General features: G+C 71.9%; 13 protein-coding genes. 9 read left to right on the top strand and 4 right to left on the bottom strand.

The window, feature by feature from the left end; translation table 11 throughout:
- The first annotated feature begins 2 nt into the window (after nucleotides 1-2).
- Nucleotides 3-533 (top strand): TlpA family protein disulfide reductase, encoded by a 531-nt coding sequence (locus tag B0I32_RS14400; protein WP_106238919.1) that lies wholly within the window; start codon nucleotides 3-5, stop codon nucleotides 531-533.
- Nucleotides 530-2,383, top strand: coding sequence for an ABC transporter ATP-binding protein (locus tag B0I32_RS14405; RefSeq protein ID WP_106238921.1), 1,854 nt, complete (start codon nucleotides 530-532; stop codon nucleotides 2,381-2,383). The genes B0I32_RS14400 and B0I32_RS14405 overlap by 4 nt, the downstream gene beginning before the upstream one ends.
- Here the strand turns inward: B0I32_RS14405 and B0I32_RS14410 are convergent.
- Nucleotides 2,344-2,835 (bottom strand): S26 family signal peptidase, encoded by a 492-nt coding sequence (locus B0I32_RS14410; RefSeq protein WP_219911787.1) that lies wholly within the window; start codon nucleotides 2,833-2,835, stop codon nucleotides 2,344-2,346. The two genes, B0I32_RS14405 and B0I32_RS14410, sit on opposite strands and share 40 nt — an antisense overlap.
- Before the next feature lie 106 nt (nucleotides 2,836-2,941).
- Here B0I32_RS14410 and B0I32_RS14415 point away from each other — a divergent pair, with 106 nt between their 5' ends.
- From B0I32_RS14415 to modA, 5 genes are all read left to right on the top strand, one after another.
- A complete protein-coding gene (locus B0I32_RS14415) occupies nucleotides 2,942-3,382 on the top strand; it encodes a S8 family serine peptidase (RefSeq protein WP_181307375.1) in 441 nt (146 codons plus the stop codon).
- Nucleotides 3,383-3,492: 110 nt separating this feature from the next.
- Nucleotides 3,493-4,392: a LysR family transcriptional regulator gene (locus B0I32_RS14420; protein ID WP_106238923.1), complete on the top strand. Its 900-nt coding sequence runs from the start codon at nucleotides 3,493-3,495 to the stop codon at nucleotides 4,390-4,392.
- Nucleotides 4,393-4,487: 95 nt separating this feature from the next.
- Entirely contained in the window at nucleotides 4,488-5,501 is a 1,014-nt protein-coding gene (locus tag B0I32_RS14425; protein WP_106238926.1) for a phosphoglycerate dehydrogenase, read from the top strand.
- A gap of 250 nt (nucleotides 5,502-5,751) precedes the next feature.
- Complete coding sequence (locus tag B0I32_RS14430) at nucleotides 5,752-8,319, top strand: insecticidal delta-endotoxin Cry8Ea1 family protein (protein ID WP_181307377.1); 2,568 nt, start codon at nucleotides 5,752-5,754, stop codon at nucleotides 8,317-8,319.
- 122 nt (nucleotides 8,320-8,441) lie between these two features.
- Nucleotides 8,442-9,284 carry a molybdate ABC transporter substrate-binding protein gene (modA, locus tag B0I32_RS14435; RefSeq protein ID WP_245955837.1) on the top strand — a complete coding sequence of 281 codons (843 nt, stop codon included), beginning with the start codon at nucleotides 8,442-8,444 and terminating at the stop codon, nucleotides 9,282-9,284.
- A 56-nt stretch (nucleotides 9,285-9,340) separates the two neighbouring features.
- Here modA and fxsT read toward each other — a convergent pair whose 3' ends face one another.
- A complete protein-coding gene (fxsT, locus tag B0I32_RS14440; protein ID WP_106238933.1) occupies nucleotides 9,341-12,133 on the bottom strand; it encodes an FxSxx-COOH system tetratricopeptide repeat protein in 2,793 nt (930 codons plus the stop codon).
- Between the two features lie 181 nt (nucleotides 12,134-12,314).
- Between fxsT and B0I32_RS14445 the strand changes: the two genes are divergently transcribed.
- On the top strand, nucleotides 12,315-12,716 hold the full coding sequence (locus B0I32_RS14445; protein WP_281262596.1) for a cold-shock protein: 402 nt from the start codon (nucleotides 12,315-12,317) through the stop codon (nucleotides 12,714-12,716).
- 123 nt (nucleotides 12,717-12,839) lie between these two features.
- Nucleotides 12,840-14,630: a PA14 domain-containing protein gene (locus B0I32_RS14450; protein WP_106238938.1), complete on the top strand. Its 1,791-nt coding sequence runs from the start codon at nucleotides 12,840-12,842 to the stop codon at nucleotides 14,628-14,630.
- Between the two features lie 83 nt (nucleotides 14,631-14,713).
- Here the strand turns inward: B0I32_RS14450 and B0I32_RS14455 are convergent, their stop codons facing one another.
- Both B0I32_RS14455 and B0I32_RS14460 read right to left on the bottom strand, forming a co-directional pair.
- On the bottom strand, nucleotides 14,714-14,920 hold the full coding sequence (locus B0I32_RS14455; protein ID WP_106238940.1) for a hypothetical protein: 207 nt from the start codon (nucleotides 14,918-14,920) through the stop codon (nucleotides 14,714-14,716).
- Between the two features lie 333 nt (nucleotides 14,921-15,253).
- A complete protein-coding gene (locus tag B0I32_RS14460; RefSeq protein WP_106238942.1) occupies nucleotides 15,254-15,886 on the bottom strand; it encodes a TetR/AcrR family transcriptional regulator C-terminal domain-containing protein in 633 nt (210 codons plus the stop codon).
- Nucleotides 15,887-15,951: the final 65 nt, after the last annotated feature.

Here is a 15,951-nt window from a genome sequence, read left to right on the forward strand (position 1 = left end):
CGATGCCGTATCTCGTCGCCGCCGTGGTCCTCGTCGGGGCCCTGTGCGCGGTGAACCTGCTGCTGACGCTGGCGGTCATTCGCCGCCTGCGCGAGCACTCCGCCCGGCTCGACGCCGACCGGCCGGCCAGGCCGCCCCTCGTGACCGCCGGCACCGCACTGCCCGAGTTCGCCTCCGCCGCCTCCGACGGCACGGAGCTGTCACGGGAGTTCTTCACCGGGCCGACCCTGGTGGGGATGTTCTCCACCACCTGCTCGGCCTGCCACGAGCGGCTGCCCGAGTTCACCGCCAAGGCCCGGTCCCTGGGGCCCGGCCGCGCGCTCGCGGTGGTCGTGGACGACCAGCGGGACGCCGGTGCGTTCGCCGCCGCCCTGACCCCGGTCGCCACCCTGGCCGTCGAGCCGCCGGACGGGCCGCTGGCCAAGGCGTTCCAGGTGACGTTCTTCCCGGCCTTCTACCTCGTGGACGACCGCGCGGTGATCACCGCCGCGGCGCTCACCCCGGACGAGCTGCCGCTGCCGGCGCACACGTGAGGGATCCGCGGGGCCCGGCGGGAGAGACCGGTGCGGGCTCCCTGTTCCGCCGCGGACGGGTGGCGGCCGAGCTGGCCTGGCGGGCGCGACCGGCCGCCGTGCTGGGCTCGCTGGCGCTGGTGCTGCTCATGGGCGCGGCGCCGGTGGCGACCGCCTGGCTGACCAAGCTGGTCATCGACCGGCTGGCCAACGGCGAAGGCGGCCTGCTCCCCGTCGCCGCCGCCCTCGGCGTGGCGGGCCTGGCCCTGGTCGTCCTGCCGCACGTCTCCGAATATCTCAACGGGCAACTGCACCGGGGATTGCAGCGGCTGGTCTACGACCGGCTGTTCCTGGCCGTCAACGCCGACCCCGGCCTCAGCCGCTTCGAGAACCCCTCCTTCCACGACGAGCTGCGGCTGGCCCACGAGGCCGGCCAGAACGCCCCGCAGCAGATCGTCGGCTCGTCCCTGGCGATCTGCCAGGGCGTCCTGACGCTGCTCGGGTTCGTCGTGACGCTGACCGTGCTCAGCCCCGTCATGGTCGTGATCGTCATCGCCGCCGCGCTGCCGTCGGCCCGGGTGCAGCTCGCGCTGAGCCGCCGCAGGGCCCGCACCCTGTGGGGGGTCAGCTCCAACACCCGCCGCCAGCTCTTCTACGGCGCCCTGCTGACCAGCCCGGACGCGGCCAAGGAGGTACGGCTGTTCCGGCTGGGCGACTTCCTGCGCACCCGGATGCTCACGGAGCTGGAGACGGTCAACGAGGCCGAGCGCGATCTCGACTGGCGGACGCTGCGCAGCCAGGGACTGCTGTCGCTGCTGGGCGCCGCCGTCGCGGCCGGCGGCCTGTTCTGGGCCGTGCTGACCGCCGCGTCGGGCGGTCTGAGCGTCGGGGACGTCTCCGTGTTCGTCGCCGCCGTCGCCGGGGTGCAGACGGCCCTGACCGCGATCGTCAGCCGGTGGGCCGGCGCGCACAACGCGCTGCTGATGTTCGGCCACTACGTCGGCGTCGTCCAGGCCGAGCCCGGTCTCCCGGTGGCCGCGCGGCCTTCCGCGCTGCCCGCGTTGCGCGCGGGCATCGAGTTGCGTGACGTGTGGTTCCGCTACGACGACGAGCATCCCTGGGTGCTGCGCGGCGTGGACCTGTTCATCCCGCACGGCCAGGCCGTGGCGCTGGTCGGCCTGAACGGGGCGGGCAAGAGCACCTTGGTCAAGCTGCTCTGCCGCCTGTACGACCCGGTCCGCGGCTCGATCCTCTGGGACGGCGTGGACCTGCGCGAGGCGCACCCCGACGACCTGCGGGCCCGGATCGGCGTGGTGTTCCAGGACTACATGACCTACGACCTCACCGCCGCCGAGAACATCATGCTGGGCGACCTGGCCGGCGGCGCCGATCCCGAGGCCGTCAGGGCCGCCGCCCGCCGGGCCGGGATCCACGACACGCTCGACGCGCTGCCCAGGGGCTACGACACGCTGCTCAGCCGGATCTTCTTCGGCGAGGGCGACGAGCGGCAGGCGGGCGTGACGCTGTCGGGCGGGCAGTGGCAGCGCCTGGCGCTGGCCCGCGCGCTGATGCGGCACCAGCGCGATCTGCTCATCCTCGACGAGCCCAGCTCCGGTCTGGACGCGGAGGCCGAGCACGCCGTCCACCAGGGCATGCGCCGGCACCGGGCGGGCCGCACCAGCGTGCTGATCTCGCACCGGCTGGGCGCCCTGCGCGACGCCGACCTCATCGTCGTGCTGAGCGACGGGAAGATCTCAGAACGCGGTACGCACGACGAGCTCATGGCGAAGGGCGAGCAGTACGCGCGCCTGTTCAGCCTCCAGGCCAGCGGCTACGAGCCGGCGCCCGAGCCCTCCGCCGCGTCCGGCTGAGGCGGTGCCGGGGAGAGCCGGCGGACGACCACGCCCAGGATCCGGTCCGCCGGCAGGTACCCCCAGTGCCGCGAGTCGGCGCTGCTCGTGCCGTCGCCGATGACGACCAGCCGCCCTTCGGGGACGAGATCGCCCTCTTTCGCGTCCGCCGCGGGCGCGACCGAGAGCGGCACCGGGTCGCCGGGCAGGGCGGTCACCCGCTTGATGACCCACTTCGCCGCGTCAGGGGCGGACAGCGGGCCGGTGCGCCACCGGCCCTCCAGCGCCGACTCGAAGACCACCACCTGGCCCCGCCTGAGCTTCGCCCCGGCCACGCGGCGGATGAGCACCCGGTCTCCTGGGCGGTACACCGGCAGCATGCTCGGCCCGGTCACCTGGACGATCACCAGCCGGCGCCGGGCGAAGACGAGCGCGCCGGCGATCACCGCGAGCGAGATCACCACGTACCACACGGACTCACCCTAAACCGTCAGCCGGGAGCTATCCGTTCCGTGCGGGAGTCATCGCCTCCAGGCCGGTGAGCGCGTCGACCTCTGCGGCGCGGGCGCCTCGCCGTGCGTGCTCAGCTTCACCAGCGCCCAGCTCTCGGGGCTGGAGAAGGTGCTGGAGCTCAAGGCGTCCGGCCTCCCGCTCGTCGCCGCCAACCTGAGCCTGGGCTCCGGCCGCTACACCGCGGACTGCGGGGAGAGCGACCCGCGCGGGCCGGTCATCGACGACCTGCTGGCCGATGGGGTGGCCGCCGTGATCGCCGCCGGGAACGACGGGGGCCTGAACGGCACCTCGATGGCCGCCCCGCACGTCACCGGCGCTTTCGCCGTCCTGCGCCAGAAGTTCCCGGCCAAGAGCGTCGCCGAGCTGCTCACACTGATGAAGAGCACGGGCCGGCCCATCACGAACGGCTCCGCCGTCACCCCCGGCTCCAACCGGACGCCGCCGCGCTCGGCAGCACCCCGAAGCCTGACCCGGAGAACCCTCAGGAGCTGGTGGCTCAAGTTCTGACCCGCCGACGGCGACCGCCGAGATCCTCATGGCGATGCTAGGTGGGCTCTCGGCCGCCGCGGGGGAAGGTAGGCTTTCGCCGCAGGAAAGACGGGTGGCGGAGGTCGGCCGTGCCGGAGTCTGTGGACGACCTGAGGTTCTTCACGGTCGTGGCCGCGAGCGAGACGCTGACGGCGGCCGCCCGCGGGCTGGGGTGCTCCCTTCCCGTGGTGAGCAAGCGGCTCGCCGCGATGGAGCAGCGCCTCGGCGTACGGCTCGTCCGGCGGGGCACCCGCAGACTGGTGCTCACCTCCGAGGGAGCCGCGCTCGCGAAGGGCATCGGCCCGATCCTCACCGACGTGCAGCGGCTGGAGGAGGAGATCTCCGGCGGCTCGGGCGAGCTGCGCGGGACGCTCGTCGTGGAGTCGACGCTCGGGATCGGACGGGCGCACATCGGCCCGCTGCTGGGCGAGTTCGGCGCGCGGCATCCGCGGCTAGCCATCCGGCTCACCACGACGCCCCTTCCGGTGAGCCCGCACCGGCGCGACTTCGACGTGGCGATCCACGTGGGCCCGCTGCACGACTCGACCCTGCGGATGCGGCGGCTCGCGCGGAACCGGCGCGTGGTGTGCGCGTCCCCGGCGTACGTCCGCGAGCACAACGCGCCGGCGACGGTGCACGAGCTGGCCGGCCACAACTGCATCCTGCTCCGCGAGAACCACGGCGACTACGCGCTGTGGCGCTTCGGCGAGGGCTCGGAGGAGTTCCGGGTCCGGGTCGCCGGCACGCTGTCCAGCGACGACGGCGACGTCGTGACCGGATGGGCGCTGGAGGGCCGCGGGCTCATCATGCGCTCCACCTGGCAGGTGGCCCCGTTGCTGAAGGACGGGCGGCTCGTCCGGGTGCTGGCCGACGTGCCCACCCCGAACGCGGACGTGTACGCCCTGCACGCGCCCGCCGACCACGTGCCCGCCCGGGTGACGGCGGTGCTCGACTTCCTCGGCGAACGGCTGCCCGAACGACTCGCCTGAAAGGTCACCTTTCGCCGCCGGGGCTTATCCCGCCACGGCCACCGCCGTTACGGTGCTGCGAGTACCACCCCGACGGAGAAGCGAGTGCCCGGCCGATGTCCCTCATCCTCATCACCACCGACTACCTCAAGCCCGGCGATCCGGTCGACGTGTACCTGAAGGAGCAGGGACACGAGACGGTGCACGCGCCGCTGCGCGGGCGGCGCGACCCCGACGAGCTGGTCCGGCTGCTCGACGGTGTCGAGGGCGCGCTCATCGCCAACGAGCCCATGACGGCCGGCGTCCTCGCCGCGGCGCCGGCCCTGAAGGCCGTGGTGCGGTCGGGCGTGGGCTACGACTCGGTCGACGTCGCCGCCGCCTCCGAGCTGGGCATCCTGGTCAGCAACCTGCCGGGCATCAACGCGAACGCCGTCGCGGAGTTCACGATGGGCGCGATCCTGGCGGCGTCGAGGCGCCTGGTCGAACTGGCCTCCGGCGTCGCCGCGGGCGGCTGGCCCCGTACGGACGGGCACGAGCTGCGCGGGTCGACCCTCGGCCTGATCGGGTTCGGCGCGGCGGCCCGTGCCGTGGTGCCGCTGGCCCGCGCGTTCGGGATGACCGTGCTGTGCCGCACCGCCGTCGAGCCCGGTCCCGGCCTGCCCGCCACCGATGTCGAGTTCGTCGACCTCGGCACCCTGCTCACGCGCTCGGACGTCGTCTCGATCCACACCGCCCTGACCCCCGCCACCCGCCACCTGATCGACGCCGGGGCGCTGCGCCTGATGAAGCCGGGCGCGCTGCTCGTCAACACCGCGCGCGGCGCGATCGTCGACGAGAACGCCCTGGCCGCGGCCGTCCGCGACGGGGTCATCGCCGGAGCCGCCCTCGACGTGTGCGAGGTCGAGCCGTTGCCGGCCGACAGCGTTCTGCGCGGCGTCCAGGGCATCACGGTCTACTCGCACATGGCCGGCCAGACGGTGGAGGCACGCGCGGCCGCCGGGCGGGAGGCCGCGGTCGAACTCGTCAACGCCCTGTCCGGCAGGCCGGCGTTCCGCGTCAACGACCCCTCGGCGCACCGGTTCCGCGTGACGCCGGACGACCCCGCGGGCCGTACCCGAGCAGCGCGCTGACAACCCGCGCCAGCCGGCGAAGTCCGCGGGGGCAGGGCTTTTCCCCGCCCGGAACCAAAGCATCCTATTTTTGGTTCCGCATTCGGCCGGGCGCGTTTGCCCGGATCGCCGGACGGAAGGAATCGACTGCTGGTGTCGGCCGGCCTCATGCCGGCGTTCGATTCACGGGGAAATGGTTGCCATGAGCTGGCAGGGCAATATGCAGTGCATCGTCATGAACAATACGGGTGGCCCCATCACGAATGTCAGCGTGGCACACACCTGGAATGCGACCCAGTCGGTCTCGGTGGGAGAACTGGCGCAGGGCGACGTCATTCTCACGCCCTTCTCCATCGAGACGGGGAGCGGCGGGAGCGACCTCTGGACGATTTCCTGCGTCGACGCGAGCGGCGAGAACTGGGTCCGGTCCGGCAAGCAGTGCGACGTCGAGGAGGAGGACTACGACAGCGGCGAGGCGGTACGCGTCACGTTCGGCCCGCTCACCGACGGCTGGAGCGTGATCATGCCGGTGAGCAGCTCGTGCACCGACAACTACTACACCGACAACGGCCCGGCCCGGCTCGATGACAGTCTTCCGTACAGCGCCATGGCGGAGATCATCGTCGCCACGGCGCTGGGGTTCGTCCCCGAGGCCGGAAACCTCCTCAGCGGCCTGGTGTACCTGTTCTGGCAGCCGGCGCTGTCCGGGGTCAGCCCGTGGACGCAGATCGTCCAGCAGACCGCGCAGATGATCGATCAGAAGATCGAGCAGAACATTTACCAGAATGTCGCGGACACGCTCACCGGACTGCAGAACAACATCACCGACTACGTGCAGGCGGCGGCCACGACACCGCCGGACAATTCCGTCACCGCAGGTTACTGGATAACCACGGACGCCCTTTTCGACAACGAACTGCCCAGTTTTCAGCAGGGCGGCTACGAGGTCAATCTGCTGCCGCTCTTCGCCCAGGCCGCCAATCTCCACCTGGTCCTGCTCCGCGACGGCGTCCTGTTCGGCCCGAGCTGGGGCTGGGACGAATCCTGGATGCAGAAAGTCCAGACGAAACTGACGGACAAGACGAAAAGTTATACGGACTACGCGAACAAGTACTGTCAGCAGGGATACGAGCAGATCACGAAGTCCACGACGCGGGACGACCACGCGTGCGAGCCCTTCGCGTCGGTCAACCGGTACGTGCGCCTGATGACCCTCGGCGTGACGGACTTTCTCCAGGTGTGGCCGTACCTGGATCCCACGAAATACCCCGATCCGGTCACGCCGTACCTCGATCGGGAGATCTACTCCGACCCGCAGGGCAGCTGCGACAACAGCGGCCCCATCGAGCTCGCCTCGCCCCCGACCCTGCCGATCGCCCAGATCGCCGTCTGGGGCGGAGATCGCATCGACGCGGCGCAACTGACCTACCCCGGTGGCGGCGGTCCGGGAGGCGTGACGCAGACGCCCCGCATGGGAGCGGCCGGAGGAGGCAGCCCGCAACCTCCGCGCGGCGGCGTCTTCGACCTGACGAACTCCAGTCAGGTCGTCGTCGCCGAGGGCCTGTCCGGCGACGTCGTGAACGCGCTGTCGTTCACCTTCGCCGACGGCACGGCGACGGACCAGCTCGGCGGGGGCTATCCGGGGGGCGGCTCGTTCAGCTTCTCGTATCCGGGCGAGTACATGTCGCGCCTGCACATCAACGGCGTCAGTGACTATTACGGCACCGCGGACTGCGTGGTCTTCGGCTTCAAATATCACAGCTTCGGGCAGCTCATGTCGATCACGTGGGACGGCACCGCCTGGTCGGCCGACAACCCCGTCGGCGGCATCGCCACCTCGGCCGCTCCCGCGCTGGGCACGTTCAACGGGTCCCTCTACTGCCTCTATCAGGGCGATCTGGACGCGTCCCTGCGCTACACCGTCTTCGACGGCACGAGCTGGTCGGCCGAGCAGCAGGTGCCCGGGGCCGGCCTCACCGCCTCGCCCGCCGTGGCCGAGTTCGACGGGCGGCTGTACGTCGCCCACCAGGGCGCTGGCCCGGACTACGCGCTGTGGTGCTCCGTCTTCGACGGCACCTCGTGGCAGGCCGACACGAACGTCCCGCAGGTGGGCCTCACCGCGGGCCCCAGCCTCGCGGTCTACGACGGCTCGCTCTACTGCTTCCATCAAGGAGCGGGCCTGGACGACCTGGGACAGCTGTGGTACATCCGCAACGACGGGTCGGCGTGGCAGCATCCCGACACGCGGATCTCCGGCGTGCGCATGACGGGACGGCCCAGCGCCGTCGTGTACGAAGATCAGCTCTACTGCTTCTACCAGGGCGCCGGTTCCGGCCAGCCGGGCGGCGACGGGCACCTGTGGTACGTCCGGTTCGACGGCGGCGCATGGTCGTCGCCCCAGCAGGTGAGCAACGTGGGGATCACCGGATCCCCCGAGGCCGTCGTCTATGACGGCGCGATCTGCGTGCTGCACAAGGGCTGGGAGAACATGCCGGGCGCGCCGCTCTGGTACTCGGTGTTCGACGGGAACACCTGGCAGCCCGACGCCCAGCTGCCGAACGCCTCGGGCGCGTCGGGCCCCGCCGCGGCGGTCCTCGGCGACGTCCTCTACTGCCTGTACCAGAGTCCTGGCCAGGCGCCGAGCCTGGATGCCGCGCGCATCCTCTACGTCTCCGCCCCCAACCCGGTGGAGCTGGACCGGCTGGCGGGCCTGCCCGGCTTCCGCCTCCCACCGGCCCAGCTGAGCGACCTGGCCACCCGCGAGAACTGGGCCGGCCTGCGCGCCGACCACTGGAGCACCGTCAACGCCCGCCGTCACCCCCGGCCGACGGAAGGGTGATCATGGACGGCTGACGGCCTTGTCTCGCGGATACGATGGCAGAAGGGTCGATGAGGCCGCCTCTGCGGGTGACAAATGGCGTTCAACCTCGCAAGTGCGCCGGGTATGGTGAGTGCGTGACGATGCTCCGGATCAGTGCGGCCACGGCGGCAATCGGAGGCGGCACCGTCCGCCGGCGGAGGTTCCGATGGGCGATGGCCCTGCCCGTCGCGCTGGCGCTCGCGGGCCTGTCCGGGTGCGGCTCCGGCGCGCCCGCCACGTCCGCCGCCGGGTCCGCGTCCGCTCCGGCCGCTGCCGCGGAGGTGACGGTGTTCGCGGCGGCCTCGCTGACCGGGACGTTCACCGAGCTCGGCAAGGTCTTCGAGGCCGCGCATCCGGGCACGGCGGTGCGGTTCAACTTCGGCTCCAGCGCGACCCTGGCGCAGCAGATCGTCCAGGGCGCGCCGGCCGACGTCTTCGCCGCCGCCAGCCCGGCCACGATGAAGACCGTCACCGACGCGTCCCTGGCGGCGGCGCCGGTCACGTTCGTACGGAACCGGCTGCAGATCGCCGTCCCCGCCGCCAACCCGGCCGGGGTGGACGAGCTGAAGGACCTCGCCGACCCGAAGGTGAAGGTCGCGCTCTGCGCCGAGCAGGTGCCGTGCGGCGCGGCGGCGGCGAAGGCGCTGGCCGCGGCCGGGCTGGCGGTCCGGCCGGTCACCCTGGAACAGGACGTCAAGGCCACGCTGACCAAGGTCGAGCTGGGCGAGGTGGACGCCGCCCTGGTCTACCGGACGGACGTGATCGCCTCCGGCGGCAAGGTGCGCGGCATCGAGTTCCCCGAGGCCGGGCAGGCGGTCAACGACTATCCGATCGCGGCCCTGGCGAAGGCCCCCGCCGGTGGGACGGCCGGGGAGTTCGTGCAGCTGGTGCTGTCTCCGCAGGGAGCGGACGTGCTGACCAAGGCCGGTTTCGAAGCTCCCTGACGATAGCCCCCCGACGACCTCTCGCCGACGCGGCTCGAAGGCCGGGCGGCCGCCTCTCACTCCGTGGCAGGCGGGCCGGGTTCAGGGGTCGCCTGGGCGGTGGCCCAGGTCAGGTTGTCCCGCACGATGACCGTCGTCGGGTGGTCGGCGCCGAGCAGGCGCTCGCAGTCGGCCAGCGCGCGCTCGTACAGCGGGATTGCCCGGTCCGCGTGCCCCGTCGACCGGTAGGCGAAGGCGAGGTTGTTGCGGGAGATCAGCGTGGCGGGGTGATCGGAGCCCAGCACCCGTTCGCGATCGGCCAGCGTCCGCTCGTACAGGGAGATCGCCCGGCCCGGATCCCCCGCCAGCTGGTAGGCGCCGGCGAGGTTGTTCCGCGTGGCCAGAGTGTCGGGGTGGCCGGAGCCGAGCACTCGTTCCTGCTCGGCCATTGTCCGCTCATACAAGGGGACGGCACGGCCCGCATCCACGAACTGGTAGACGTAGGCGAGGTTGTTGCGCGAGGCCAGGGTGTGCGGGTGATCGGGCCCCAGCACCCGCTCCCGATCAGCCAGCGTCCGCTCCAGCAGCGGGATGGCCCGGCCCGGCTCCCCCGCCGACTCGAAGGCGTAGGCGAGGTTGTTGCGCGAGGTCAGAGTGTCGGGGTGATCGGGCCCCAGCACCCGCTCCCGATCGGCCAGCGTCCGCTCGTGCAACGGGATCGCCCGGCCCGGGTCCCCCGCCGACCGGTAGGCGGCGGCGAGGTTGTTGCGCGAGGCCAGGGTGCCAGGGTGATCGGGCCCCAGCACCCGCTCGTAATCAGCCATTGTCCGCTCGAACAGCGGGATCGCCCGGCCCAGATCCCCCGCCGACCGGTAGGCGCCGGCCAGGTTGTTACGCGAGGCCAGGGTGTCGGGATGATCGGGCCCCAGCACCCGTTCCCGATCGGCCAATGTCCGCTCCAGCAGCGGGATCGCCCGGCGCAGATCCCCGGCCGTCTCCAGAGCGTGAGCGAGGTTGTTTCGCGAGGCCAGGGTGTCGGGGTGATCGGCGCCCGCCGACCGCTCCCGATCGGCCAGCGTCCGCTCGAACAACGGGATCGCCCGATCCAGATCCCCCGCCAGCTGGCAGGCGCCGGCGAGATTGCTCCGCGAGGTCAGCGTGCCGGGGTGGTCAGCGCCCAGAAGGCGTTCCCGATCGGCCAGCGTCCGCTCGAACAGCGGGATCGCCCGGCCCAGATCCCCCGCCAGCTGGTAGGCACTGGCGAGGTTGTTCCGCGAGGTCAGCGTGTTGGGGTGGTCGGCGCCCAGGATGCGTTCCTCTTCCGCCAGGTTGTGCTCCATCAGCGGGATCGCCTGCCGCAAATCCTCGGCCGTCCAGTAGGCGTAGGCCAGGCCGGCGCGTGCGTTGAGCACGACCGGATGGTCGGCCTCGTGGAGACGCAGGGCCGCGGCCAGGCAGCGCTTGAGGTACGTGAGCGAACGGTCAACCGCCCCTTGGCCGTTCAGGAAAAAGCCCGTGGCGCGGAGCAGCCGCTGCGCCTCGACGGTATCGGTCTCGGGGGACGTGCGGTCGAAGGCGGCGTCGATGTGGGGCAGCAGCGCCCGCCAGCGCGCCCACGACTCCGGCGCGTCGGGCTCGGCGGGGTGGGCCCGGTCCAGCAGGGCGATGGCGAGGGTGCGGGCGGCCTCGATGTCGGGGGCCTGGCGGTGCGGGTCGGCCGGGTCGGGGGTGCGGGCGATGGCCTGCACGAGGCGGTGCACGACGATGCCGGGACCGTCCAGGGTGATCATGTTGTACGCGGCCAGGGCGCCCAGAGCGCGCTGCAGCCGCGGCGGTTCGGCCAGGCCGTCGAGGACGTCGCGGGGGACGCTTTCCGGCGCGTACCAGGCCAGGACGCGCAGCAGGTCCACCGCCGGCGGGACGTCGGCGAGCCGGTCGAGGGTGAGCCGCCAGACGCGGGCGACGGTGCGCCGGGCGTCGCCGCTCTCGGCGGGCTGGTCCAGCATCTCGGCCGGGTACGCGGTGAGCAGGCCCAGGTAGGCGCGGGGGGTGAGCCGGTTCTGCCGCAGATAGGCGCCGGCCTGCTCGATCGCCAGCGGCAGCCCGCCCAGCTCCTCGACCAGTTCCGTCGCACCCTCCTCGGGTGTCCAGGGAGCGGAGGGCCCGGCGATCCGGGTGAGCAGGTCGAGGGCCTCCGCCTCGGCCAGCACGTCCAGCCGTTGCACCTGGGCGCCGAGCGGGTGCCAGCCCTGGCCGAGCCGGCTGGTGATCAGCACCCGCCCGGTCAGCGTACGGGCCAGCAGGGGCGTCACGTCGGAGGGGCGGGTGACGTCGTCCAGGACCAGCAGCCAGCCCTCGTGCCCGGCCAGCCACGCCGTGGCCCGCTCGGCCAGGGCCTTCAGCGGAAGGGCCGCGGCCAGTTCCGGCTGCAGCGCGGCGGCCAGGGCCGCCAGCCCCGCCCGGATCCCGGTCGGCGTGTCGGCGGTGATCCACCACACCGGGTTGAACACCCCGGCGTGCGCGGCGGCGTACCGGGCGGCCAGGGTGGACTTGCCGATGCCGCCCAGCCCGTGCACCGCGGCCACCACCACCGGCCGGCTGGCGGACAGGGCCGTCCGCAGGGCCGCCAGCTCGTCGTCACGTCCGACGAACACCTGCTGGTGCCCGGGCACGTTCACCGTCGCCGGCGGCGCGTCGACCTCGGTGACCGGCCGGAGCGCCGTGGCGGGCAGCACCGTCTCGTGGACGGTCAGGTCGCGCCCGGCCTGGTAGACGCGGCTGTGCCCGGACGCGACACCGATCTGCTGGACTCGGGGCCGCGCGGCCGGCGGATCGGCCGCGGGTTCCGTCCCCGGCGTCGGCTTCGGCATGATTCCAGAGTGCCCCCGGACCGGGCCGGGCGGGAGCCGTGACGACGAACGCGTTACCCGCGATCACGCCTCCGCCCGGAACGGTCATTCCCGTCAGCCGGCCCGGTGGCTCTATGTTGTGGAGCGAGGTATCGGACATGGGGTCCGAGGTTTGGGGGTTGTGGTGGTTTCTGGACGAGTGGTGAAGTTCGACGCGGCGCGGGGCTACGGCTTCATCGCGCCCGACGGTGGCGGCGAGGACGTCTTCCTGCACGTCAACGACATGCTGATGCCCGAGTCCGAGGTGCGGGCCGGGCTCGCGGTGGTGTTCGAGGTCGAGGAGGGCGACAAGGGGCCGAAGGCGTGGCGGGTGCGGCCGGCGGAGACCTCGGCGGCCCCGGTGACGACCGCTCCCCCGCGCGTCGCCGCCGCGCACGGGGACGACGACGAGTCCCTGTGCGACGTGCTCGACGCGGACGAGTACCTGCGGGAGGTGACGGAGCTCCTGCTCAGCCAGGCGCCGTCGCTCACCGGCGCGCAGATCGTGCAGATCCGTACCGGGCTGCTGCAGTTCGCCAAGAATCACGGGTGGGCCGAGGGCTGAGCGACGACGCGGAAGGCGGGCGCCGGTGACCGGCGACCGCCCTCCGTGCCCGCCCAGGAAACCGCCCCGTAACGATCTCTATGCCATGATCATCGAACATCTCTGATCTGCGGGGGGAACACGATGATCGCTTTAGCCGGCCGCCTGCTGCGTGCCGTCCTCGCCGGCGCTCTGGCCGCCGCCGTCGCGACCTCTCCGGTCCAGGCTCGGGCAGAGGCCGGGGCCGCCGCGCCCGCGTCCGTCTCGGTCGACTTCACCAAGCCGGTCCGTACGCTGTCCGCCACCGACTACGGCATCGGCATCACGGGGTACGGCAACCAGTCGTACATCACCAACGACGCCGAGCACCGGGAGCGCATCCGCAAGCTCGGAGCCGGCCGGATGCGCATCGAGCTGCACTACGAGGTGCCCGGCGACCACGACAGCCCGATCGTCTGCGGCGGCTTCTTCTGCGACACAACGATCACCGGCGACGCCTGGATCACCGCCATCCGCGACCTGGGCGCGGAGCCGGTCGTCATCCTGCCGGTGGACGCCCGCCAGAGCGCCGAGGTCAACCGGGACGACGCGGTCGCGCTCTACGAGCACTTCGCGGCCACGGGCACCCCGGTGCGGCGGTTCATCGTGGGGAACGAGACCGACTGCAGCTGCGTGCCGGGCAAGCCGGAGATCCCGGCCGCCGAGTACAGCAGGCGCTTCAACCTGATCGCCGACGCCCTGCGCGCCAAGGACCCGGACGTCGAGCTCGGCGGCCCCGCCACGTCCTCCAACAAGCTCGACTACCTGCGGACGTTCCTCACCGCGTCGGGCGAGCGCGTCGACTTCCTCGACTACCACGACTACGGCAGCGGCGACGACACCACCACCGACGAGCAGCTGCTCGGCCCGGTCATCCGCCAGTACGAGACCGACCTGAAGGAGGTGGCCGCGCTCGCGAAGTCGATCCTCGGCCACGAGATCGACCTGCAGATCGGCGAGTTCAACTCCGACTGGCAGGACGACGACGGGCACCGTACGCTGACGCACTTCAACACGCTGTGGGGCGCGGCTGCGCTCGGCCGGATCCTGCACGCGGGGGCGGCCGCCTACCAGTACGGCGACAAGAACGGCCGGCTCGGCCTGACCAGCACCGACGGCGAGGGCGGGGTGCCGCGCAACGAGCCGCTGCCCATCTACCACGGCATCGGCATGTTCACCGGCGAGGACCTGTTCCGGCCGTTCGGCGCCACGATGGTGACGGCGACCTCCGACGACGACCTGCTGCACGTGTTCGCCTCCGACGCGGCCAAGAACATCGTCCTGGTCAACGTCGGCGACCAGCCGCTGCCCGCCACGCTGTCGTTCACCGGCCTGACCGCCGCCACGGCCGCCGTCTGGCGCAGCACCTCCGACGCGTGGGCCCCGCACCGGGCCGGCTCCGCCACCGTCGCGGGCGGCGCGACCACGCTCACCCTGCCCGCCGCCTCGGTCACGACCCTGGTCGTCGAGGAGGCGGGCCTGAACGCCACCTACTTCGACAACGCCGGCCTGACCGACCCCAAGGTGACCCGCGTCGACCCGGGCATCGACTTCGACTGGGGGTCCGCCTCCCCTGACCCGGCCCTGGAGCCGGACACCTTCAGCGTGCGGTGGACGGGCAAGGTGATCGCCGACCGCGCCGAGACGTACACCTTCATCACCACCAGCGACGACGGCGTCCGCCTCTGGGTGGACGGGACGCTGCTCGTGGACAACTGGACGGACCACTCCAAGCGGGAGGACACCGGTCGGATCGCCCTGACCGCCGGGGCGCACGACATCAGGATGGAGTTCTACGACGGCGGCTTCGACGCCATCGCCCAGCTCCACTGGTCCAGCCCCAGCATCGTGCGGCAGATCGTCCCGAAGGAGAAGCTGCGCACCGGAGCGGCGTGACGAGCCGGCACGCGAACGGGCCCCGGCGTGAGCTGTTCAGCCGCTCGCGCCGGGGTCGGACTGTTGCCCGTGAGCGAGCAGGGTCACCCGACTCGCTTGCTCCCCTTGTCCGTCAGTGACGCCAGGTGCACCGCCACGCCGAAGGTGGTGAACCCCTCCCTGGCCGCCCGGGTGAACTCCGTGATCACCGCGTCGGACGGGTGGTCCTTGACGAGAACGTCATAGGCGGCGAATCCGTGGTCGCGGATGGCGGCGAGGACCACGTCCGTGTTCAGCTCAGCGTGTGCCACGATCTCCTCCAGCAGGTCACCTTGCCTTTTACAGTCCCACCAACTGCCGCGGCTGTCACCATCGAGGAGCTCCGGTCTTCCCCCGCTCGCAAGTGATCGTCAATCGCCTCTCAATCCGGGCCGCCTAATGTGCGGACATGCCCAACATCGGTATCTACGAGCTGGTCTTCGTCTTCATCATCCCCGTGGCGGTGCTCTGGATCGTCATCTACACCGCCGTACGGGCGGCGCTCCGCCACAGCAAGTGACACCTCGGTAGACAGGCCGGGCGCCCGCGTCGAGCCGCGGGCGCCGGCATGACGGCCGGGCCGGGCCGTCAGCGCAACCGGGCCGTCACCGCAGGCGGGCGGCCAGACCGTCGAGGACGACACCGAGCTGCCGGTCGAACCTCCGGTCACCGTCGTCGCGAAGATGCCCCGCCGCCTTGACCAGCTCGGCGCCCTCCCCCAGCCAGGCGTCCCGCCCGGCGAGCGAGTACCGGTCCGGATCGCCGCCGGGCTGACCGCGTTCCTGCTCCTCGATCACGAAGCCGACCACGAACGCGGTGACCAGGTCGAGGGTGTCGTCCGCCTCGGCCAGCGAGAACCCGGCCGAGGTCAGGCGTTCGAGCCAGCGTTCCTTCGCCTTGACCACGTCGGGGTCAGAGAAGCGGGTGCCGCTGAAGATGCGCGCCCCGTCGCGGTGCCGCAGGTATTCCGAGCGCAGCACCCGGCCGTACGCGGCCACGTCGTCGCGCCAGCCGGCGCCGGGCGCGATCTCCGAGAGGGCGTCGGTGACGCGGCGCATGACGAACGTGCTCATCTCGTCGAGCAGTTCCTGCTTGTTGCGGACGTGCCAGTAGAGCGCGGGGGCTCCCACGCCGAGCCGGGACGCGAGCGCCCGGACGGTCAGCGCGTCCATGCCCTTGTCATCGAGCAGGTCGAGGGCCGCCGCCACGATCCGCTCCCGAGTGATGCCCTTCGCCACGGTTGACACCTTAACAAAGTTCAGGCACGGTTGGTGACGTCCGAATTGAACTTAGTTCAGGAGCG

Source organism: Nonomuraea fuscirosea (assembly GCF_003001935.1).
Taxonomy (GTDB): domain Bacteria; phylum Actinomycetota; class Actinomycetes; order Streptosporangiales; family Streptosporangiaceae; genus Nonomuraea; species Nonomuraea fuscirosea.

Coding starts and splice junctions, on each gene's coding strand:
- B0I32_RS14400 (WP_106238919.1), top strand. CDS start 3: ATGCCGTATCTCGTCGCCGCCGTGGTCCTCGTCGGGGCCCTGTGCGCG.
- B0I32_RS14425 (WP_106238926.1), top strand. CDS start 4,488: ATGTCCCTCATCCTCATCACCACCGACTACCTCAAGCCCGGCGATCCG.
- modA (WP_245955837.1), top strand. CDS start 8,442: ATGCTCCGGATCAGTGCGGCCACGGCGGCAATCGGAGGCGGCACCGTC.
- fxsT (WP_106238933.1), bottom strand. CDS start 12,133: ATGCCGAAGCCGACGCCGGGGACGGAACCCGCGGCCGATCCGCCGGCC.
- B0I32_RS14450 (WP_106238938.1), top strand. CDS start 12,840: ATGATCGCTTTAGCCGGCCGCCTGCTGCGTGCCGTCCTCGCCGGCGCT.